Source organism: Geomesophilobacter sediminis (genome assembly GCF_016458275.1).
Lineage (GTDB): Bacteria > Desulfobacterota > Desulfuromonadia > Geobacterales > Geobacteraceae > Geomesophilobacter > Geomesophilobacter sediminis.
Genome location: NZ_JAEMHM010000019.1, coordinates 77,086 through 96,217 on the forward strand (window position 1 = coordinate 77,086; position 19,132 = coordinate 96,217).

The following is a 19,132-nucleotide window of genomic DNA, read 5'->3' on the forward strand; positions in this document are numbered from 1 at the left end:
GTTGACCGGTGTGGAACCCAAGTCTGATTCTGTCGCAACATTCATTGCTGCGGACGGTAATCGCGCCTGGAAAGGCGCTCCCACATTGGTGGCTGCTCGTACCGTGAAGGTGTTCGGCACCGCGAGTTCCTGCTGGTATCGCGACAAGAATGTCACTCCTAATGGGGGAGCCGCCTGAGCACAACAGGGGCTGTCCCGTTGTCGAAGTTCACGCTTGCAATTTCCGGGCATTCCAGATAACTCTGGTGGTCTGCGTTCGTGTCATCGCCTGCAGGAGCAGATGCGTTATGAAGATAGTCTTTCTCGCACCGTTTGGGATCCGTCCCAAGGGGACCGTCTTGGCCCGGATGGTGCCGCTGGCGGCGGAGCTGCAAAAGGATGGCCACGAGGTGGTCATCGTCGCTCCCCCCTACACCAATCCGGAGGATTCAGGAAAGACCGAGATCGTCGAGGGGGTGCGGCTGGTAAACGTCCAGCTTGGTCCCCGAAACAAGGTGCTCGCCGCCCCGATCCTCGCCGGGCGGATGTTTCGCACGACGCTCGGAGAGCGGCCCGACCTGGTCCACCTCTTCAAACCGAAGGGATACGGCGGCCTCGCGGCGATGCTGCATCTGGCGCTTCGGCGCACCGGAATCCGGCTCGCTCCGCTTTTCCTGGATACCGACGACTGGGAGGGGGACGGCGGCATGAACGACTTGCATGCCTACTCCGGCCCGGAGAAACGGTTCTACCGATTTCAGGAACAGTGGATCACCCGGCGCGCCGCCGGTGTAACGGTGGCCAGCCGCGGGCTGGAACAGCTGGTATCGGGAATGGGAATCGCTGCGGAACGGCTGCTCTATCTCCCCAATTCGGTCTCCGCCGCCCCGCCGGGTAACGGAGCCGCGGCACGGGAGCGGCTCGGCATTGCAGCCGAGGCGCCGGTGGTCCTTCTCTACACGCGGTTTTTCGAGTTCAGCCAGGAGAAGCTGCATTACCTCTTTGCCGAGATCTACCGGCAGGTGCCGGGGGTGCGCTTTGTCGTGGTCGGAAAGGGGCGCCAGGGTGAAGAGGAGCTCCTGCAGCGGGTCGCCGGGGAGTCGGGCTTTGCCGAAGCGCTGGCTTTTGCGGGGTGGGTTGAGCCCGCGGCGATTCCCGATTACCTTGCCGCAGGGGACGTGGCGATCTATCCGTTTGCCAATACCTTGGTGAACCGCACCAAGTGCCCAGCCAAGGCGACCGAGCTTTTGCGCGCCGAACGGGCGGTAGTTGCGGACCGGGTGGGGCAGTTGGCTGAATACATTCGGGACGGGGTCTCCGGCGTGCTGTGCGACCCCGATGACTGGAAGGAGATGGCGGCCGAGACGGTGGCCCTGCTGAACGATCCGGACCGGCAGCGCCGGCTGGGGAGTGCGGCGCGGCAGTATCTGCTCGACCATTTCAACTGGCTGCTCGCTTCCCGCCGGCTGCAGGATTTCTACGCTTCGTTTTCATTGGACACGCCGCTGCCCCGTGGGTGAATCTTGATACCCTCGCCCCCGGGAGAGGGTGGTAAGTTGATGCTTAACCAGCTTTTCGAATTTTATTCCCAGCGTGGGGTTTTCATGACGGAACGCAAAAAAGACGGACTTCTCCTTGTCGGGCTGCTGACGCTTTTCATCATCCTGTTCGCCAAAATCCTTTTCACCCACCAGATCGTCCGGGCACCGGACATCATCAACGAGTTCTATTGGGCGGTGAAGGACACTTCGGCACGCTCCTTCTGGTCCCTGTTCCGGGTTGACCTCGCCTCGGCGGGATGGGACCTCCACATCAATTCCGGGTTCACCACCGAAGGAGGGGGCGTCTCTTCGCAGTTCCTTTTCTTCCGGAACCTGGTGTTGTGGCTGTTTCCCTCGCCGGCGAACATCGCCTGGTACATGGTGCTGCACCTCTTCTTCGGGGCGGTCGGCGCCTATTATTTCTGCCGGCTGATCGGCACGAGCCGTGTGGCCGCCGTTCTTGCCGGGCTCGTTTTCGCCCTGGCGCCGGAGCACGCCTCCCTGATCAATGCCGGCCATGTCATGAAGATCGCCACGATCTCCTTCACCCCCTGGGTCTTCTATTTCTTCGAAAAAGGGTTCAAGACCCGCCGGCTTTTCTGGTTTCTGACCACGGCCCTGGTGCTGACCTACCAGTTTTTCCACACCCACTGGCAGATCGCGTTCTACACCTGCCTGGCGGTGGCCATCTACGGCATCGCCCGTACTGTTGCCATCATCCGCACCGAGAAGGCCAGCGGGAAGGAGAGCGCGCGGCTCTTCGGCCTGAACGTGGCGCTGCTCCTGTTCTTCCTTACCTCGGTCGCCATCTCTTTGGCTCCGCTGGCGAACTGGTCCAAAGACACCAACCGCGGCGCCGCCACGGTGGCTTCCGTCGGTGCGGCCGCCCAGTCCAAGGGGGGACTCAACCGGGATGAGGCGATGGCGTGGTCGCTCCCCCCCGAAGAGCTCGGCGCCTTCATCATTCCCGGGTTCTTCGGGACCTCTCGCCAGGAGGCCGGCGAGAACCCCAAGAACATCACCGCATACTACTGGGGGCGGATGAACTTCTCGCAGACCCTCTCCTACATGGGGCTTCTCCCGTGGCTCCTGGTCCCGCTGCCGCTGATTTTCCGACGCGACCGCTACACCTGGCTCGCCACCGCGGCGATCGTGTTGGGCGTCCTTTTTTCCATGGGGAAATACACCCTCTTCTACAACCTGTTGTTCGATCACTTCCCCGGGATCAACCGGTTCCGGGTGCCCAAGATGATGATGTTCATTCCGGTGCTGGGGCTTGGGGTGCTGGGGGCGCTGGGGCTCGATCTGCTTTTGGACGAGAAGGTGCGCCAGACCAAGGCGTTCCGGCGCTATCTCACCGGGATCGGCATCCTCCCGGCCGCGCTGTTGGTGCTGCTGGGGATCGAGGCGTTCGGAAAGGGGTACTGGATTCAGACCTTCATCGACCAGTTGGGGCAGCCGACCCGCTACGAGCAGACTTCCGAGCAGCTCATCGTGCAGCGCTACGTCAATCTCATGGTCGAGACCGGGTTTGCGGCCGGACTCGCCGCGCTCTTTGCCACGACCTTTTTCCTGTACCAGCGGGGCAAGCTGAGCGCGAAGCTCCTTCCCGTGGTGCTGCTGGCGCTGTTTCTGATCGACGTGAGCCGGGTGAACGCGAAGTTCATGTTCCTGGTGGACCCGCCGCACCGGGAGAGTGCTGCCAAAACTCCGGATATCAGCTACCTGTTGAACCAGTCGAAGCAGTTCCGGACGCTGCCGATGGCCGGCGACCCGATGCCCTATGCCGCAGCCGGAATTCCGGTCATGTTTACCTCGAACGCGGTGCAGCAGCGGCGCTGGCAGGACTACCTCGACAACTTCAACCTCGCCTCTGCGATGCCGGATATCTTGAATGTGCGTTATCTCGTCGAGCCGAAAGGTCAGGCGGCACAAGACGTGGCAACGCTGAAGGGGAAATTCGCCCCGGTCTTCACTTCGCCGGACGGGGGAACGGTCATTTTGGAGAGCCGGACCGTGCTTCCCAAGGCGTGGCTGACTCCGACCGCGATTCCGGTCGACAACCCGCAGAACCTCCTGACTGCGCTGCAGAACCCCGCCTTCAACCCGCGCGTCTTCGCCCTGGTGGAGTCTCCCCCGCCGATCCCGCTGGCCGACTTCCGGGCTCAGGCCTACCCCGATCCGGGCCGGGCCCAGGTAACCCGCTACGAAGGGGACCGGATCGACGTCGATGCCGATGCGGCGGTGAACGCGATGCTGGTACTCGGGGAGAAGTACTACCGCGGCTGGCGGGCGACGGTGGACGGGAAGCCGAGCGAGATCTATCCGGTCGACTACGTGCTGCGAGGGATTTATCTTCCGGCCGGTAAGCACAAGGTGTCCTTCGTCTTCGACCCGGTTCCGTTCAAGATCGGCAAGCGGCTGACCCTGGCGTCGTTCGCCTTTTTCCTCCTGATGTTGGCGCGCGAGGTGCGGTTCCGGCGCCAGGGTTCATTATCGGTCTGATCGGTCTGATCCGACCGGCTATTCTGATACGGCAAAGGTACGAAGACCTGCACTGGTGCATTCCAGGCAGGTTTTCGCTTTAAGGGAAACGATGCTGGCAAAAGACGACGAAACCCTCGACGAACTCACCGGCTATGGCCTTAAGATCGTGCAGCCGCGGCATGGCTACCGGTTTTCGGTCGATCCCCTGCTGCTTGCCGACTTCGCCGGGATTGCTCCGGGGGAGAGCGCGGTGGATCTCGGGACCGGCTGCGGTATCCTCCCGCTCCTGCTCGCCCGGATCGAGCCATTCTGCACGGCAACCGGCATCGAATTCCAGCCGGCGATGTCGGAGCTGGCCCGGCGCAACGTCGTGCTGAACGGCCTGCAGGAGCGGGTGTCCATCGTCTCCGAGGACATCGTCGCTTTGAAGGCGCACTTTCCGGTATCGACCTTCGACCTTGTGGTATCCAACCCGCCGTACCGCCGTCCCGGGACCGGGAAGATCAGCCCGCGCCGCGGCCGCGACGAGGCCCGCCACGAGACCACGGCCGCCTTGGCCGACTTCCTTGCCGCCGCGAAGTACCTGGTGAAGGAGTCGGGGCGGATCTGTTTCATCTACCACACCTGCCGGCTGGTCGAGCTGATGGCCGAGGCGACCCGGCAGAAGCTCGCGCCGCTGCGGCTGCGGATGGTACACGGCAGCGGCAGTGCCGATGCCCGGATGTTCCTGGTTGAGTTGGCGAAGGGGAGAAGCGGAGAGCTGAAGGTGGAACCGCCGCTTTTGGTGCGCGACGAGGAAGGACGGTACTCTGAGGAGAAGCTGAGGATATATCGGAAGGTTGATCGGGAGTCAATTGACAATTGACAATTGACAACGGGATGCACGAAGCCGACTGCATCGGACGGCCAGAGTTCGTAGGGGCGCAGCATGCTGCGCCCATCAGTCCACTTGTTATTCGGAGGATGAGACGGGGCTGCAGAGATTACCGGTTCTCCAAGTCCCTCTTGATGAGCCGTTCGAATACGGCGCGCAGCTCGGGGTCTTCCAGGGAATTGGCCTGCTCGTTGGCCCACTGGATCTCTTCTTCGGTAAGGGGACGCCGCTTTCGTTCTGGTGGGGGAGGGGGCGCGGGCTTGACCCGTCCCGCCTTCAGGTAGAGGTCGCGGACCATCGGCTCGCGCAGGGCCTCATTGACCTTGGCGATGATCTCGCGCTTGAGATAGGTGAGCTGTTGCATCCAGGGGGCACTCTCGACGGCCAGGGTAAGCGTGCCGTCGCGGAAGCTGACCGGGTGGGCGTGGGCGGCGATGCCCGGGCCAACCGCGTCTTCCCATACCACCCAGATCTGTCCTTCGCGGAGCCGCTCGGCCGCCGGGGTGCCGGTGAAGACGCCGCTCAGGATCGAGCTGACCGTGGTGGGACGACGCATCCTGGGGCGCTTGTCAGCCATTCCCCTTCCTCTTGCGGTAGAGCCTCCCTCCGAGGATCTGGCCGCTGATGGTGCCGGCCAGGGTGAACGGGATCACCTGCCAGCCAAGACCAGCCTTGATTCTGAGATAGATGATGAGCGGAATGGATATGTGGACGTAAAAAAACCAGCCAAAGGAGAACTTCTCGCAGGCCTGGCGCTGATACCCCATCGGGATGTTGAAAGCGGCAGCCAGGATCATGAGGAGGGCTACCTGAAGAACTGTTTGCATTGAATTTCCTCTTGCGCCATTAATAGTAGAGTCCGCATTCTTTGTCAATGCGCATTCATCGGGCGCGAGATACCAATCCGGGAGGATCCCTATCGTGGTAAAAGACGGTGATTACGTGGCGATTTTCAAATCGGTGCATCGGGTGATGGAGGCGGAGCGGCTTCTTAAGGACAGGAAGCTTCCTATTCTCATGATTCCCGCTCCCCGGGCGATCGCATCGGATTGCGGACTGGGCCTCCGCTACGGCGAAGAGGTGCGCCGCGAGGTCGAGTCGGCGCTTTCCGAAGCGGGGCTGCTTCCCAAGGAGCTTTTTCGAAAGCAGGGTGAGGAATACCTGAAAATACAGGAGGAACCATGAAAGATCTCGACGTGCGCGGGCAAGCCTGTCCGCTTCCGGTGGTGGCAGTGAAAAAGGCTTTGGATGAAGGCGGCCCCCTCCGGGTGCTGCTGGACGATGGCGCGCCGCGGGAAAATGTCCGCCGTTTTGCCGAAAACCGTGGGTTTAGCGTTGCCGAAGCGCCGTGCGAGGGAGGCTATGCCTTTACCATCACCGGCAGTGCAGCTGCCCCGGCGCCGACCGCGCCCGCCCCGTCCGGCAGGGGAACGGTCATGCTGATCGGCACCGACCGCCTCGGCGACGGCCCGGAAGAGCTGGGCCGGCTGCTGATGAAGAACTTCATTATGACCTTGGTCGAGACCTCCCAGCTTCCGGACCGGATGTACTTCGTGAATACCGGTGTGCTTTTGACGGCGGAGGGGTCCGAGGTGATCGAGGCGCTGACCGCGCTGGGAAACCGGGGGGTCGAGGTGGCTTCCTGCGGTATCTGCCTGGACTTCTTCCAAAAAAAGGATAAGCTCGCGGCCGGCATCGTGACCAACATGCTTACCATTGCCGAGAGCCTGGTGACGGCAGGGTCGGTGGTGCGGATCTAGGGGCGGAGGGTGGGAGGACCCCATCCTCACCCTGTCCCTCTCCTTGAAGGAGAGGGAACGCTCGAAGAAGGGGGAACGCTCGAAGGAGAGGGAACGCCGGGTTGAGGGAACGCAGTGCGCGGGAGCAACGGTTCGATTTCCAGTCGGTTTTTCCCCGGCCGCCGGCCCCCGATCCCAGACCCCCGCTCTTTTTTTCCCTTGACATTATCTGGCTTTTTCAACTAAAGTGACTCTCTTGCCGCGGGATATCCGTGCGCTTTTTCCGGCCCATTTGGGGCTTTGGCGCAAAATTCCGCGTAGATACAGGACTTTACCCCAACGGGTTTAACATGTTTGCAACGCTACAAGACAAGCTCGATTCGGTATTCAAAAAGCTCCGCGGCCAGGGGGTGATGACCGAGGACAATATCAAGGAAGCCTTGCGCGAAGTGCGCCTGGCCCTCCTTGAGGCCGACGTCAACTTCAAGGTCGTCAAGGACTTTGTCGAAAAGGTCCGCAGCCGCTCGGTCGGTACCGAGGTGCTGCAGAGCCTGGCACCGGGCCAGCAGGTCATCAAGATCGTTCACGACGAGCTGGTGCTTCTCATGGGGGGCGGAGAGGACAACTCTCTCGACCTCGCCGCGAAGCCGCCGGTCTCGATCATGATGGTGGGTCTGCAGGGGGCCGGTAAGACGACCTCGTGCGGCAAACTCGCCCGGTATCTGAAAAGCCAGCGGAGAAAGCCGCTGATGGTTCCCGCCGACGTCTACCGCCCGGCGGCAATCGAGCAGCTCAAGACTCTGGGGCGCCAGCTCTCCATCGAGGTCTTCGACTCCTCGTCGGACCAGAAGCCGGTCGACATCTGCGCCAACGCGATCCGCTACGCGACGCTCAACGGTTTCGATACGGTCATCCTCGACACCGCCGGCCGCCACCAGATCGACGACTACCTCATGGACGAGCTCGACGCGATCAAGCGCGCCGTCGAGCCGCGCGAGATCCTGTTCGTCGCCGACGCCATGACCGGCCAGGAGGCGGTGAACGTCGCCTCCGGCTTCAACGACCGTCTCGACATTACCGGGGTGATCCTCACCAAGCTCGACGGTGACGCCAAAGGTGGTGCGGCCCTCTCCATCAAGGCGGTAACCGGCAAGCCGGTGAAATTCGTCGGTCTCGGCGAGAAACTCGACGCCCTCGACGTGTTCCACGCCGACCGACTGGTATCCCGGATCCTCGGGATGGGTGACGTCCTCACCCTGATCGAGAAGGCTCAGGCCACCTTCGACACCAAGGAGGCCGAGCGGCTCCAGCAGAAGCTGAAGAAGAACCAGTTCGACCTGGAAGACTTCCGGGCCCAGCTGCAGCAGATCAAGAAGATGGGTTCCCTGGAGTCGATCCTCGGGATGATCCCCGGCGTCGGCAAGGCGATGAAGCAGATGCAGGGGGTGCAGCCCTCCGAGAAGGAACTGAAGCGGATCGAGGCGATCATCGACTCGATGACCCGCAAAGAGCGCGCCGACCACACCGTCATCAACGGCAGCCGGCGCCTGCGGATCGCCAAGGGGAGCGGGACCTCGGTCCAGGAAGTGAACCAGCTCCTCAAGCGTTTCAGCGAAGCGCAGAAGGTGGTGAAGCAGCTCCAGAAGCTCGGTCCCAAGGGGTTGATGAAGGGGATGAAGGGGATGGGGAAGGGATCGTTCCCGTTTTAAAAGATTTTCGCTTTAATGTGTTTGCATATCACGTACAATTAACTAAAAACGAACTCAGTTACGGATCTTCGATCCGAGCATTCCAGGAGGAAGAAATGGCAATAAAGATCAGACTTGCACGGGCCGGCGCTAAGAAAAAACCCTTCTACCAGGTAATTGTTGCGGACTGCCGCAGCCGCAGGGACGGACGTTTCATCGAGAACGTCGGGACCTACGACCCGAACAAAAACCCGGCCGAGTACAAACTCGAAGAAGGCAAGACCCTTGAGTGGCTTGGCAAGGGCGCTCAGCCGACCGACACCGTGAAGCAGATCCTCAAGAAGACCGGGATCTGGGACAAGTTCGTTTCCCCCGCCGCCTAAAAAGCGGCTTCCGGCCCGCCGGATATCCTGAACGAACAGAGGGCAGCGACATGAAAGAGCTTGTAGAAACCATCGCCAAAGCACTTGTAGATGATCCTACTCAGGTACGCTCTTCCGAAGAGATGGAAGAGGACACCACTGTCATCAAGCTCACAGTAGCCAAGGAGGATATGGGCCGGATCATCGGTAAGGAAGGGCGAACCGCCAAAGCGATCCGCACCCTGTTGAACGCCGTCTCTACCAAGGACAACAAGAAGGCGATCCTGAAGATCGTTGAGTGATGTCCGGTAGCAAGCAGGTACTGATCGGCAAGATCCAGGGCACCCATGGGATCAAAGGGCAGCTGAGCGTCATTCCCTTTGCGGGCGACGCCTCCAGCATCTCCAAGCTCGAAAACATCCTGGTGAAGGCGCCGAACGGTGCTTTGGAGAGCTTTCCCGTGCTCTCGGTCAGGGGTAGCGCCAAGAAGATCATTCTCGGCCTGAAACCCTTTGACAACATCAACCAGGTGCTGCACCTGGTCGGGCGCGAGCTGTACGCGGAGCGAGAAATGCTCCCGGAACTCGAGCCTGACGAATACTACTGGACGGACCTGATCGGGCTCCAGGTGGTGACCGAGACGGGCGAAGCCTTGGGCGAGCTCGTCGAAATCATCGAAACCGGGAGCAACGACGTCTACGTGGTACAGCGGGAGGGGCGCGAGGTACTGATTCCCGCGCTCGAAGATGTGGTCGTTTCGGTGGACCTCGGGAACAACCTGATGACCGTCGCGCTCCCCGAGGGGCTTCTGGAACCATGAAATTCGACATTCTGACGCTGTTCCCGGCGATGTTCGAGGGGCCGTTGACCGAGAGCATCATCAAGCGCGCCATCGAGGCGGGCACGATCGAGATCGGCCTGCACAACATCCGCGACTGGGCGCTGGACAAGCACGCCACTGCCGACGATGCTCCCTATGGCGGCGGTGCCGGAATGGTGATGAAGGTCGAGCCGCTCGCCGCAGCCATCGAGGCGGTGAAGGAAAAGCGTCCTGCGTCCAGGGTGATCATGACCACCCCGTGCGGGCGCCCCTTCAACCACCAGGTGGCCCGTGAGCTTTCCACCGAGGAAGGGCTCATCATCGTCTGCGGGCGCTACGAAGGGGTGGACGAGCGGGTCCGCACCCTGTTCGTGGACGACGAGATCTCGCTGGGGGACTTCGTTCTCACCGGAGGCGAGCTCGCCGCCATGGTTATCGTCGATGCCGTCTCCCGTCTGGTCCCTGGAGTTTTGGGGCACAACGACTCGGCACTCTACGACTCTTTCGCCGACGGCCTCCTGGAATACCCCCAGTACACGAGACCGCCGGAATTCCGGGGACTGAAGGTCCCCGATGTGCTTCTTTCCGGCAATCACGCCGAGATCGCCAAGTGGCGCCGCAAGGAATCGATCCTGCGCACCATGGCCTCCCGCCCCGAACTCCTCGATCGGATCGAGTTGAGCAAGGCGGATAAAAAGCTGATCGGCGAGGCAGGCAAATGAGCGGCGCCAACCTGAGCGTGGCGCTCATTCATTTTCCGGTGTACGACAAGCACCGCGACATCGTGGCAACCGCGGTCACCAACCTGGACGTTCACGATATCTCCCGCTCCTGCCGCACCTACGGCGTGGGCCGCTACTACATCGTCACCCCGGTGGTCGAGCAGCGAAAGCTGGTGGAGAAGATCCGGGAGCACTGGCTTTCCGGGTGGGGATCCACCTACAACCCCAAGCGCAAGATGGCGCTGGAGATCCTGCAGGTTGAGGACGGGCTTCCGGAGACGTTGGCGGACATCGAGCGGCGCACCGGGAAAAAGGCGAAGGTGGTCGTGACCGGCGCCTCGGGACGCGACAACAGCATCGGCTTCGAAGCCATGAAACAGATGCTGCGCGACCAGCCGGATCAGCCCTATCTGCTGCTTCTGGGGACCGGGTGGGGGCTTACCGAGCAGTTTTTTCGGGACGCCGATTACGTCCTGGAACCCATTTCGGGCGGAAGCGATTATAATCACCTGTCGGTGCGTTCGGCGGCGGCGATCATGCTGGATCGGCTGCTGGGAAGGTAAAAGAGAGTTATACGTCGGCGCAGTGCCACATAAACATAAACTTGCAGGTTAGAAGTTCGGATAAGGGAGGAAGCACATGAACAAGATTGATGCAATTGAAATGGAGCAGATGAAGAAGAATATCCCGGCGTTTATTCCCGGTGACACCATCAAGGTGCAGGTGAAGATCGTCGAGGGCGACAAGATGCGTATCCAGGCTTTCCAGGGCGTCTGCCTGGGCCGCCAGGGCGGCGGGATCCGCGAGTCCTTCACCGTTCGCAAGATCTCCAACGGCGTCGGCGTCGAAAGGGTTTTCCCGCTGCACTCGCCGTCCGTCGAGGCGATCGAGGTGGTGACCCGCGGCCAGGTCCGCCGTGCGAAGCTTTACTACCTGCGCAAGCTGCGCGGCAAGGCTTCCAGGATCAAAGAGCGCAAATACGTCGCCGGCCAGTAACTGGTCGCCCCAACGTAGTGAGAAAAGCCCCGATCATTCTGGTCGGGGCTTTTTCTTTTGCGCTGGTCCGATCTGATTGAACCGACTGAGTGGGCGGATCAGACCCCGGAGTGGTGTTTACAGTTGACTCACCCTCCGATTCCCAGTATCTATGTGGCTTGCTCCAGCAGCTACTTTCCCTCTGGGAGACACCCTTTACATGACCTCCGGGCTTTTCCCTGACGATACATCCCCCATCGACATGCTGGCCCATGAGGTCCAGGCGGCACGGCGCGGCTACCAGCGTATTGCCGGGGTGGACGAGGCCGGGCGCGGACCGCTCGCCGGTCCGGTCGTGGCGGCGGCCGTGATCCTTCCTCCTGGATTGATGCTGCCGGGGGTAAACGACTCGAAGCAGTTGACCGCGGAGCAGCGCGAAGTGCTGTTCGATGTCATCCACGCCGAAGCCGTCTCGGTTGGCGTCGGGATCGGGGACCATGACCTGATCGACAGCATCAACATCCTGCAGGCTACCCTTTCCGCCATGCGGGAGGCGGTGAGCAAGCTCGCACCTGCGCCGGATTTTCTCCTCATCGACGGCATCTCCAGCGTTCCCCTGAACATCCCGCAGCGAACCGTCAAGCAGGGTGATGCCCTGAGTCTCTCCATTGCCGCGGCTTCCATCATCGCTAAAGTCACCCGGGACCGGATGATGGTCCAATACGACCTCCAGTATCCGGGGTACGGCTTTGCCAGCCACAAGGGATACGGTGCCGCTGCGCATCTGGCTGCCATCGCTGAACTCGGCCCTTGCCCCATTCACCGCAAAACCTTCAGCGGGGTAAAGGAGCATCTCCCCCCTGCGCCGGTTGGCGACGGGGGGCGGCCCACCAACGGTAGCTTCTCTTTCTGAACCATTTCCCTGTCAGAGCAGATCGGGATTTTCCTTTAGTTGCTGCTAAACTGTTACTCTTTTCTGTGTCGTATCGGTAGAGGCATGGGGCGTCATGGAAGATAAGAGCGGCAACAGTGACAAAGGCAAGGTCGGCGAGTCCATCGCCGCCACGTTCCTGAGGGGACAGGGCTTCACTATTGTCGATAGAAACTACCGCTGTGTCTGCGGCGAGATCGACATCGTGGCAAGAGACGGGAGAACCATTGTCTTTGTCGAGGTGAAGTGCCGAAACAATAAGGCCTACGGTCCGCCGCAGCTCGCCGTGACCCCGTTCAAGCAGAGGCAGATATCTAAGGCGGCCCTGGTATGGCTGTCAAAGAAGAAGCTCTATGACGCTCCGGCCCGTTTCGATGTCGTGGCGATCGTGCTCCGTGAGCACGACGTCCCCGAGATCGAGCATATACGGGATGCCTTCGATCTGGCGTATTGAGTTTAATAGGGCAAGGTTTAAAGTCCCCCTTTGGAAAAGGGGGATTTAGGGGGATTTGGTTCTGAGGTTTTTGGCTGAAAGGCAAATCCCCCCAGCCCCCCTTTTTCAAAGGGGGGAGCTCAAGGTCAACTGACCCAAGGAGGTTTTTGAGGAATGAACATCCTGAACATCATCTATCATCTGGCGGTCTCGCTCTGGGTGGGCGGGGCGGCGCTGTTCACCTTCGTGCTCACCCCCATTCTTTTCCGGTCGGAAAGCCGCGACACCGCGGCCCGCATCGTCGGGCTCTTCTTCCCCGGCTACTTCCGCTGGGGGGTGGTCTGCGGCGTGGTCGCCCTGGCCACCGTGTTCTTCCGCGGAGAGAAGTTCGGCCTGAACATCGGCATCCTGGCGATGATGCTTGCCTTCGTTTCCTTCCAGGCCTTCTACATCGAACCGAACGCGGCGATCCTCAAGCAGCAGATCGGCTCCTTCGAAAAGACCACCAAGGATCATCCCCTGCGCCAGCAGTTCTCCCGCCTGCACGCCTTCTCGGCGACCTGCAACCTTGCGGTCATCGCCGGAGGGGTGACGCTGGTGGTGCTGTTCTAGCTTTAGGTTGCAGCGTGGCTTGCTCGGTAGGAGCGACATTCTTGTCGCGATCCGGAGCCGGATATCCGGCGACTAACCCCATCCTCACCCTGTCCCTCTCCTTGAAGGAGAGGGGACGTCCCGCCAGCCGTTTCGAGAGGTGAGTTGCTTCGCACGCCCCCGCCGTGGTTTACAAAGGCACGGCCGCTGTGCTAGAAAAGACAAAAAAGTTCCGGAGAAGTACATGGATTTTCTTGTTGCCCTCGCCCAGATAAAGCCGAAACTCGGCTGCCTGGATGACAACCTTGCCCTTGTCGAAGCGGCCGTAGAGAAAGGGATCGATCAGGGTGCCGCCCTCATCGTCTTCCCTGAACTGGCGCTGACCGGCTATTTCCTCAAGGACCTCGTCCCCGATGTCGCCCTCCACGTTGAGGATCCCCGACTGACCAGACTGAAGGAGCTCTCCCGCCGCATCTCCATCGCGGTGGGATTGGTCGAGGTGACTTCCGACTACCGTTTCTTCAACAGCGCCCTCTACCTGGAAAACGGCGAGATCCGCCACGTGCACCGCAAGGTCTACCTCCCCACCTACGGCCTTTTCGACGAGCAGCGCTACCTGGCCCGCGGCGAGCACTTCCGCGCCTTCGACTCCCGTTTCGGACGGATCGGCATCCTGATCTGCGAGGACATGTGGCATCTTTCCGCCTCCTACCTCCTGGCCATGGACGGCGCCACCACGCTCCTTTGTCTCTCCTCCAGCCCGGGGCGCGGCATCAACGAAGGGGAAGGGCTCGGCTCGGCCAACGCCTGGCAGAAGCTCACCTCCACCACCGCCATGTTCCTCAACTGCCGCGTCCTGTATTGCAACCGCGTGGGGTACGAGGACGGGATCAACTTCTGGGGCGGTTCCGAGCTGATCGGCCCGAACGGGGAGGTCACCGCGCGGGGCGCCATTCTCGAGGAGGATTTCGTCATGGGCCGGGTGGACGAGGGGGCGTTGCGCCGGGAGCGGATTTTCTCCCCGATGATGCGCGACGAGAACCTCCACGTCACCTTTCGGGAGCTGAAGCGAATCGACCGGGAGAGAGGTAACTGATGGGCGTTCTCAACGTGAATACGGCGCTTCTGCGCAAGATCCTGGTCGGGTTCGTCCGGGACGAGGTGACCAAGGTCGGGGTGACCAAGGGGGTGCTCGGGCTTTCCGGCGGCATCGATTCCGCGCTGGTGGCGTTCATCGCCGCCGAGGCGCTCGGCCCGGAGAACGTCTACGCCTACACGATGCCCTACCGGACCAGCAATCCGGAGAGCGAGGCGCACGCAAAACTCGTGGCGGACCAGTTGGGGATCAACTATCAGGTCATCGAGATCACCCCGATGGTCGACGCTTACTTCAACCTTTTCCCCGATGCCAACAACATGCGGCGCGGCAACAAGATGGCCCGCGAGCGGATGACCATTTTGTACGACCACTCCGCCGAAGTGCGCGGCCTCGTGCTCGGGACCAGCAACAAGACCGAGCTTCTGCTCGGCTACGGCACCCTGCACGGCGACATGGCGAGCGCGCTCAACCCGATCGGGGACATCTACAAGAGCCAGGTTTGGGAGCTGTCCGAAGCGATGGGGGTGCCCCGCGCGGTGATCGACAAGAAGCCGTCCGCCGACCTTTGGGCCGGCCAGACCGACGAGCAGGAGCTGGGCTTCACCTACCGCGATGCCGACGAACTGTTGTACCGGATGGTGGACCAGCGGATGAGCCGCGACGAGCTGATCGCCGAGGGGTTCGACCCGCATTTCATCGACGTCGTCCACACCAAGGTGCAGGGCTCCCATTTCAAGCGGCGCCTGCCCGTAATCGCCAAAGTCTCCCACCGCACCATCGACCGCGATTTCCGCTACTCGCGGGATTGGGGCAAATAAACCCGTTCGACGTTCTGCGTTCGACGTTTCGCCGCCTTTGGCGGTTGCCAGGCGGTTTCGAGAGCCCCCCGGCAGGTCAGCATAAAAGACCATTCGTTTTGACGCCGAACGTCGAACGTCGAACGTCGAACGGATCCTATGCCTGCTACCCTCTACATCGTTGCCACGCCGATCGGAAACCTGGAGGACATCACCCTCCGGGCGCTGCGCATCCTCAAGGAGGTCGACCTGATCGCCGCCGAGGACACCCGCCATTCGCGCAAGCTCCTGACGCACTTCGGCATCTCCCGCCCGCTTACCTCCTACTTCGATCACAACCAGGCCCTCAAGGGGGAGTACATCCTGGAGCAGCTTAGGGACGGAAAGTCGGTGGCCTTGATCACCGACGCCGGGACGCCCTGCATCTCGGACCCGGGGTATCAACTGGTGCGCGATGCCGCGGCCGAAGGGGTGGCGGTGGTACCCATTCCCGGGGCCTGTGCCGCGGTTACCGCGCTTTCCGCCTCCGGGCTGCCGACCGACTTCTTTACCTTTGCCGGATTTCTGCCCAACAAGCAGGGGAAACGGCGGGAGCGCCTCCAGGCCCTGGCCGCCGAGAAAGCGGTGCTGATCTTCTACGAGTCACCCAAACGGCTGCAAGCGACGCTTGCCGACATGTTGGAGACGATGGGGGACCGGGAGGTCGTGGTGGCCCGCGAGCTGACCAAGCTCCACGAGGAGTTCATGCGGGGGCCGCTTTCCCGTCTCGCTGCCGAGGTTGCCGAGCGGGAGGAGATCAGGGGGGAGGTGGCGATCCTGGTTTCTCCGGCGCCCGAGGTGGAGAGCGTCGAAGGGCCGCAGATGGAAGAGCTTCTCAAAAGGTATCTGGAAAGCGGGGAGCATTCGCTGAAGGATGCGGTGAAGCGGGTGACCCAGGAGACCGGCCTGCCCAAGGGGACGGTCTATGCGGAGGCCCTGCGGCTGAAGGAAGAGGGGCTGGCGGAGGGATGATTTAGATTTAACCAGGGGGCGGTGGCACCACCCGGTGGGAGCGCCATTCCTGGCGCGAATGATGGTCGCTTGATCGGATTTACGGGCGCAGCCTGTCGCGCCCCTACGGAGGGAAGCAGCCGGCATCACAAACATGGGCGAGATAAGAAAGGGGACACCGTCGTGAGGTGTCCCCTTTCTTGTTACATCCGCTTCGTTACTTGGCCCGGAACCGGCTGTCCCAGAGCTGGTCACCGTAGGCGACACCGACCCCGTGGTCCGGATTGGCGGCCAGATGCCGGAGGATGATGAAGATCGTCTCGGCCTCCTCGGGTTTTCCCAGGGCGGCGGCACAACCCTCGGCGGTAAAGTCCTCCCCCTTGCGCCTCCCAAGGAGCGCCAGTATCTCACCCTGCAGTTTCAGCACGCTTCCGGCCGCCTTCTTGCCCGCCTCAACGCCGGGCTGGTGGTAGGCATTGATGTTCACCAGCGTCGCATAAAATCCCACCGCCCGCTCGTAGAGCGCGATCAGCGAGCCGACGGTCGCCGCCGACACCTCGTCCACGGTGATGGTCAACGACTCGCGCCCCTTCTCGTACAGTGCGGCCCGGGTCCCCTGGTAGAAGCCGGAGAGGTAGTCCCCGGAGGTTGCCCCGGGCTCCATCTCGGGCGAGGCACCCTGCCGGTCCTTCAGGACTTCGATGAAGGTCACGAAGAAGTTGTGCACCCCTTCGCGCAACTGCTGGACGTAGGCGTGCTGGTCGGTAGATCCCTTGTTGCCGTAGACGGCAATCCCCTGGTGGACCGTCTTCCCGCTCAGGTCGAGTTCCTTGCCGAGCGATTCCATGATCAGCTGCTGCAGGTAGCGCGAGAAGAGGATCAGCCGGTCCTTGTAGGGAAGGATGACCATGTCCTTGGCGCCGGTGCCGCCGGTGGCGTGGTACCAGGAGAGGGCCAGCAGTGCCGCCGGGTTCTGCCGGGTGGCGGTGCTCCGGGTGGCCTCGTCGCAGATCCGGGCCCCTTCCAAGAGGGCCCCGATGTCGATCCCCTGCAAAGCGGCGGGGAGAAGACCGACGGCTGAGGTGACCGAGGTGCGGCCGCCGACCCAGTCCCACATCGGGAAGCGCTCGATCCATCCTTCGCGCACTGCCGTCTGGTCCAGTTCGCTGTCAAGCCCGGTGACCGCGACCGCGTACTTGGTGAAGTCGAGCCCTCTGGCGGTGAAGGCCGCTTTGGCCTCCAGCATGCCGTTGCGGGTTTCCTTGGTCCCGCCGCTCTTGGAGATCACCACGACCAAGGTTTCGTCGAGCCCGGCACCGATTTCGGCCAGCACCTTGTCCATTCCGTCGGGGTCCGTGTTGTCGAAGAAGTAAGGGCGCATGGGATCGGAGGGGGTGCCGAGGCTGTCGGCGACGAACTGCGGCCCCAGCGCCGAGCCGCCGATGCCGACGACCAGGAGGTTTCGGAACGGTTTTCCTCCCGGCGCGGCGATGGCGCCGTCGTGGACCGAGGTGGCAAAGATCTTCACCCGGTTCACGGTCTCCTCGATCTCCTCGGTCAGGGCGCGCTGCGGGGCAAGCCCGGGAGCCCTCAGCCAGTAGTGCCCCACCATACGCTGCTCCTCGGGATTGGCGATGGCGCCCCCTTCCAGAAGGGCCATCGCTTCATAAGCCTTTTGCAGGCGCGGCTCCATCTCAGTGAAAAAGCCGCCGGGAAAGTCGATGCGGCTGGTGTCCAGGCTCAGTGCCATCTTCCTGCTTACATAGAGGCGCTCCTTGTAACGATCCCACAGTTGCAGTTTTTCCACATGAACCTCCTCAGAGTATCGTGATCGTACCTTTAACTGGCCGAATGCGAATGCTTTCCTTTCAACGCCGCCGTGCCCAGTCTACCGCAACGTCACTGACCGGGACAGGTGCCGACGCATACTAGCAGAAATTAAATTTTTTTCAACTAGCTGTTCTTCTGAGAGCCCTCTGTGCAAACCGTGCAATCCGGCTCATTCAGATTGCCCGGTGCAACGTGCTGTTTGTCCGTGCTTTTTCAGGCGTTGTTGCCGCGGTTGTGCAACTGCTGAACAACCACGGCGCCGTTGCCAAGGTTGCGCGACGATTCTGGGCGAAGATAAAGGGTAGTAAAAACAGCAGTTTATCTGAAGGGCGCCTCCTCTTTTGGCGCTGGTACGGCTGTTGAAGTAGCTGAATCAGGTAACGCCGAAGTACGGAATGTCGGACCGGGGTCAACGGCTTTGGCTTCGAAAGCGTTGTGGTAACAGCGGCTTACGAAGAGACCCCGTCCAGGGAGGGCGGCCATGGGCTATCGAGCCAGGACAATAAATACCAGGGACAAAGGCAACGGTTACAGCGCCATCGAGGTGGTGCTGGTCGAGAGCAACGGTGAACCCGCCGAAGGGGCAATCCCCGACGTGCTGATGGTCAACGATGATCTGGAGACGCTGCACTTTGTCCAAAATAACATGGGGGAGTTCGTGGGGAATCTGGTGAGGGTGAAGCAGATGAACGAGAGGCGGGCAGAAATCGAAGAGAACGCTCGGCTGTTCCAGCGCAACCTGGAACCGCTTTTTTCCTTGATCACGGCGACCGCCAAGGATCACATCCTGGACAAGTTTTCCCACTCCCTGCGCAAGGCCCTGCTGCTCATGGCGATGGAGCGGTACAGCTGCGACAGCGACCTGATGTGCCGCGCCTTGGGGCTTACCCGGCCGAAACTGGAGAAAGAACTGAAGCGCTGCGGCCTGGTCAATCTGGATCCAGTCTGAGGGACATTCCCGGCGGGTGCAGCTGCTGCCCCGCCGGGGCGCGTTCCGGGTCGAAAAATTGACCTCAACCCACTCTTAGCGTCAAATCATTGAACGTTTCTGCTGAGCCCTTCCTTCGGGCGCCCCGTGCCGGTCACAACGGCAAGGGGCCGGTACCCGTCTCTCGACCCGCGCCAATCCTGCTCTTTCAGCCCGTCCCGCATTCGGAAAGCCACGAAATACCTTGAATAATGACGGGGGATTTGCTAAAGTGCGCCGTCGGTCCCTGCCCCTGTGGGGGACTTTTGACACCGAAGAAACTCTTATTATTTCGAGTACATAACCA

Annotated in this window: 22 protein-coding genes; 19 read left to right on the top strand and 3 right to left on the bottom strand. The window is 61.5% G+C overall.

Going from position 1 to position 19,132, the window contains the following annotated elements:
* Positions 1 to 287: 287 nt before the first annotated feature.
* The 3 genes from JFN93_RS20190 to JFN93_RS20200 all read left to right on the top strand — a co-directional run bounded on the left by JFN93_RS20190 (position 288) and on the right by JFN93_RS20200 (position 4,872).
* Positions 288 to 1,499, top strand: coding sequence for a glycosyltransferase family 4 protein (locus JFN93_RS20190; protein ID WP_199385953.1), 1,212 nt, complete (start codon positions 288 to 290; stop codon positions 1,497 to 1,499).
* Between the two features lie 84 nt (positions 1,500 to 1,583).
* Positions 1,584 to 4,025 carry a YfhO family protein gene (locus JFN93_RS20195; protein ID WP_199385954.1) on the top strand — a complete coding sequence of 814 codons (2,442 nt, stop codon included), beginning with the start codon at positions 1,584 to 1,586 and terminating at the stop codon, positions 4,023 to 4,025.
* A gap of 91 nt (positions 4,026 to 4,116) precedes the next feature.
* A complete protein-coding gene (locus tag JFN93_RS20200) occupies positions 4,117 to 4,872 on the top strand; it encodes a tRNA1(Val) (adenine(37)-N6)-methyltransferase (RefSeq protein WP_199385955.1) in 756 nt (251 codons plus the stop codon).
* 118 nt (positions 4,873 to 4,990) lie between these two features.
* Here JFN93_RS20200 and JFN93_RS20205 read toward each other — a convergent pair whose 3' ends face one another.
* Both JFN93_RS20205 and JFN93_RS20210 read right to left on the bottom strand, forming a co-directional pair.
* Positions 4,991 to 5,458: a DUF721 domain-containing protein gene (locus JFN93_RS20205; protein ID WP_199385956.1), complete on the bottom strand. Its 468-nt coding sequence runs from the start codon at positions 5,456 to 5,458 to the stop codon at positions 4,991 to 4,993.
* Complete coding sequence (locus tag JFN93_RS20210) at positions 5,451 to 5,708, bottom strand: hypothetical protein (RefSeq protein ID WP_199385957.1); 258 nt, start codon at positions 5,706 to 5,708, stop codon at positions 5,451 to 5,453. Before JFN93_RS20210 ends, JFN93_RS20205 begins: the two co-directional genes overlap by 8 nt.
* Positions 5,709 to 5,802: 94 nt before the next feature.
* On the opposite strand from JFN93_RS20210, the gene JFN93_RS20215 reads away from it, so the two are divergent.
* From JFN93_RS20215 to rsmI, 15 genes are all read left to right on the top strand, one after another.
* A complete protein-coding gene (locus JFN93_RS20215) occupies positions 5,803 to 6,066 on the top strand; it encodes a DUF3343 domain-containing protein (protein ID WP_199385958.1) in 264 nt (87 codons plus the stop codon).
* Entirely contained in the window at positions 6,063 to 6,641 is a 579-nt protein-coding gene (gene yedF, locus JFN93_RS20220; protein WP_199385959.1) for a sulfurtransferase-like selenium metabolism protein YedF, read from the top strand. Before JFN93_RS20215 ends, yedF begins: the two co-directional genes overlap by 4 nt.
* A 329-nt stretch (positions 6,642 to 6,970) precedes the next feature.
* A complete protein-coding gene (ffh, locus tag JFN93_RS20225) occupies positions 6,971 to 8,329 on the top strand; it encodes a signal recognition particle protein (protein ID WP_199385960.1) in 1,359 nt (452 codons plus the stop codon).
* A gap of 95 nt (positions 8,330 to 8,424) precedes the next feature.
* Positions 8,425 to 8,691, top strand: coding sequence for a 30S ribosomal protein S16 (rpsP, locus tag JFN93_RS20230; RefSeq protein WP_199385961.1), 267 nt, complete (start codon positions 8,425 to 8,427; stop codon positions 8,689 to 8,691).
* A gap of 50 nt (positions 8,692 to 8,741) precedes the next feature.
* The gene (locus JFN93_RS20235; RefSeq protein WP_199385962.1) at positions 8,742 to 8,972 is read left to right on the top strand and encodes a KH domain-containing protein; all 231 of its coding nucleotides are present in this window, start codon (positions 8,742 to 8,744) and stop codon (positions 8,970 to 8,972) included.
* The gene (gene rimM, locus JFN93_RS20240) at positions 8,969 to 9,490 is read left to right on the top strand and encodes a ribosome maturation factor RimM (RefSeq protein WP_407931894.1); all 522 of its coding nucleotides are present in this window, start codon (positions 8,969 to 8,971) and stop codon (positions 9,488 to 9,490) included. The genes JFN93_RS20235 and rimM overlap by 4 nt, the downstream gene beginning before the upstream one ends.
* The gene (gene trmD / locus JFN93_RS20245) at positions 9,487 to 10,212 is read left to right on the top strand and encodes a tRNA (guanosine(37)-N1)-methyltransferase TrmD (protein ID WP_199385964.1); all 726 of its coding nucleotides are present in this window, start codon (positions 9,487 to 9,489) and stop codon (positions 10,210 to 10,212) included. Before rimM ends, trmD begins: the two co-directional genes overlap by 4 nt.
* The gene (locus JFN93_RS20250; protein WP_199385965.1) at positions 10,209 to 10,775 is read left to right on the top strand and encodes an RNA methyltransferase; all 567 of its coding nucleotides are present in this window, start codon (positions 10,209 to 10,211) and stop codon (positions 10,773 to 10,775) included. Before trmD ends, JFN93_RS20250 begins: the two co-directional genes overlap by 4 nt.
* Positions 10,776 to 10,851: 76 nt before the next feature.
* Positions 10,852 to 11,208, top strand: coding sequence for a 50S ribosomal protein L19 (gene rplS / locus JFN93_RS20255; protein WP_199385966.1), 357 nt, complete (start codon positions 10,852 to 10,854; stop codon positions 11,206 to 11,208).
* A gap of 199 nt (positions 11,209 to 11,407) precedes the next feature.
* Entirely contained in the window at positions 11,408 to 12,100 is a 693-nt protein-coding gene (locus tag JFN93_RS20260; RefSeq protein ID WP_199385967.1) for a ribonuclease HII, read from the top strand.
* A 94-nt stretch (positions 12,101 to 12,194) separates the two neighbouring features.
* A complete protein-coding gene (locus JFN93_RS20265; RefSeq protein WP_199385968.1) occupies positions 12,195 to 12,572 on the top strand; it encodes a YraN family protein in 378 nt (125 codons plus the stop codon).
* A gap of 153 nt (positions 12,573 to 12,725) precedes the next feature.
* Positions 12,726 to 13,163: a DUF4149 domain-containing protein gene (locus JFN93_RS20270; protein ID WP_199385969.1), complete on the top strand. Its 438-nt coding sequence runs from the start codon at positions 12,726 to 12,728 to the stop codon at positions 13,161 to 13,163.
* A 223-nt stretch (positions 13,164 to 13,386) separates the two neighbouring features.
* Positions 13,387 to 14,238 carry a nitrilase-related carbon-nitrogen hydrolase gene (locus tag JFN93_RS20275; protein ID WP_199385970.1) on the top strand — a complete coding sequence of 284 codons (852 nt, stop codon included), beginning with the start codon at positions 13,387 to 13,389 and terminating at the stop codon, positions 14,236 to 14,238.
* Positions 14,238 to 15,059, top strand: coding sequence for an NAD+ synthase (locus JFN93_RS20280; RefSeq protein ID WP_199385971.1), 822 nt, complete (start codon positions 14,238 to 14,240; stop codon positions 15,057 to 15,059). The genes JFN93_RS20275 and JFN93_RS20280 overlap by 1 nt, the downstream gene beginning before the upstream one ends.
* Positions 15,060 to 15,197: 138 nt before the next feature.
* Positions 15,198 to 16,049, top strand: coding sequence for a 16S rRNA (cytidine(1402)-2'-O)-methyltransferase (gene rsmI, locus JFN93_RS20285; protein WP_199385972.1), 852 nt, complete (start codon positions 15,198 to 15,200; stop codon positions 16,047 to 16,049).
* A 196-nt stretch (positions 16,050 to 16,245) separates the two neighbouring features.
* Here the strand turns inward: rsmI and JFN93_RS20290 are convergent, their stop codons facing one another.
* Positions 16,246 to 17,835, bottom strand: a complete 1,590-nt coding sequence (locus JFN93_RS20290; protein WP_199385973.1) for a glucose-6-phosphate isomerase — start codon at positions 17,833 to 17,835, stop codon at positions 16,246 to 16,248.
* A gap of 504 nt (positions 17,836 to 18,339) precedes the next feature.
* On the opposite strand from JFN93_RS20290, the gene JFN93_RS20295 reads away from it, so the two are divergent.
* Positions 18,340 to 18,807, top strand: coding sequence for a hypothetical protein (locus tag JFN93_RS20295; protein ID WP_199385974.1), 468 nt, complete (start codon positions 18,340 to 18,342; stop codon positions 18,805 to 18,807).
* Positions 18,808 to 19,132 lie beyond the last annotated feature (325 nt).

Excerpts from the sequence above, each read along its gene's own strand:
- yedF (WP_199385959.1), top strand. The coding sequence starts at position 6,063 with ATGAAAGATCTCGACGTGCGCGGGCAAGCCTGTCCGCTTCCGGTGGTG.
- JFN93_RS20235 (WP_199385962.1), top strand. The coding sequence starts at position 8,742 with ATGAAAGAGCTTGTAGAAACCATCGCCAAAGCACTTGTAGATGATCCT.
- JFN93_RS20190 (WP_199385953.1), top strand. The coding sequence starts at position 288 with ATGAAGATAGTCTTTCTCGCACCGTTTGGGATCCGTCCCAAGGGGACC.
- JFN93_RS20205 (WP_199385956.1), bottom strand. The coding sequence starts at position 5,458 with ATGGCTGACAAGCGCCCCAGGATGCGTCGTCCCACCACGGTCAGCTCG.
- JFN93_RS20295 (WP_199385974.1), top strand. The coding sequence starts at position 18,340 with ATGGGCTATCGAGCCAGGACAATAAATACCAGGGACAAAGGCAACGGT.
- JFN93_RS20260 (WP_199385967.1), top strand. The coding sequence starts at position 11,408 with ATGACCTCCGGGCTTTTCCCTGACGATACATCCCCCATCGACATGCTG.
- JFN93_RS20195 (WP_199385954.1), top strand. The coding sequence starts at position 1,584 with ATGACGGAACGCAAAAAAGACGGACTTCTCCTTGTCGGGCTGCTGACG.
- ffh (WP_199385960.1), top strand. The coding sequence starts at position 6,971 with ATGTTTGCAACGCTACAAGACAAGCTCGATTCGGTATTCAAAAAGCTC.
- rplS (WP_199385966.1), top strand. The coding sequence starts at position 10,852 with ATGAACAAGATTGATGCAATTGAAATGGAGCAGATGAAGAAGAATATC.
- JFN93_RS20250 (WP_199385965.1), top strand. The coding sequence starts at position 10,209 with ATGAGCGGCGCCAACCTGAGCGTGGCGCTCATTCATTTTCCGGTGTAC.
- rpsP (WP_199385961.1), top strand. The coding sequence starts at position 8,425 with ATGGCAATAAAGATCAGACTTGCACGGGCCGGCGCTAAGAAAAAACCC.
- JFN93_RS20270 (WP_199385969.1), top strand. The coding sequence starts at position 12,726 with ATGAACATCCTGAACATCATCTATCATCTGGCGGTCTCGCTCTGGGTG.
- JFN93_RS20265 (WP_199385968.1), top strand. The coding sequence starts at position 12,195 with ATGGAAGATAAGAGCGGCAACAGTGACAAAGGCAAGGTCGGCGAGTCC.
- JFN93_RS20280 (WP_199385971.1), top strand. The coding sequence starts at position 14,238 with ATGGGCGTTCTCAACGTGAATACGGCGCTTCTGCGCAAGATCCTGGTC.
- JFN93_RS20275 (WP_199385970.1), top strand. The coding sequence starts at position 13,387 with ATGGATTTTCTTGTTGCCCTCGCCCAGATAAAGCCGAAACTCGGCTGC.
- JFN93_RS20200 (WP_199385955.1), top strand. The coding sequence starts at position 4,117 with ATGCTGGCAAAAGACGACGAAACCCTCGACGAACTCACCGGCTATGGC.
- trmD (WP_199385964.1), top strand. The coding sequence starts at position 9,487 with ATGAAATTCGACATTCTGACGCTGTTCCCGGCGATGTTCGAGGGGCCG.
- rsmI (WP_199385972.1), top strand. The coding sequence starts at position 15,198 with ATGCCTGCTACCCTCTACATCGTTGCCACGCCGATCGGAAACCTGGAG.
- JFN93_RS20210 (WP_199385957.1), bottom strand. The coding sequence starts at position 5,708 with ATGCAAACAGTTCTTCAGGTAGCCCTCCTCATGATCCTGGCTGCCGCT.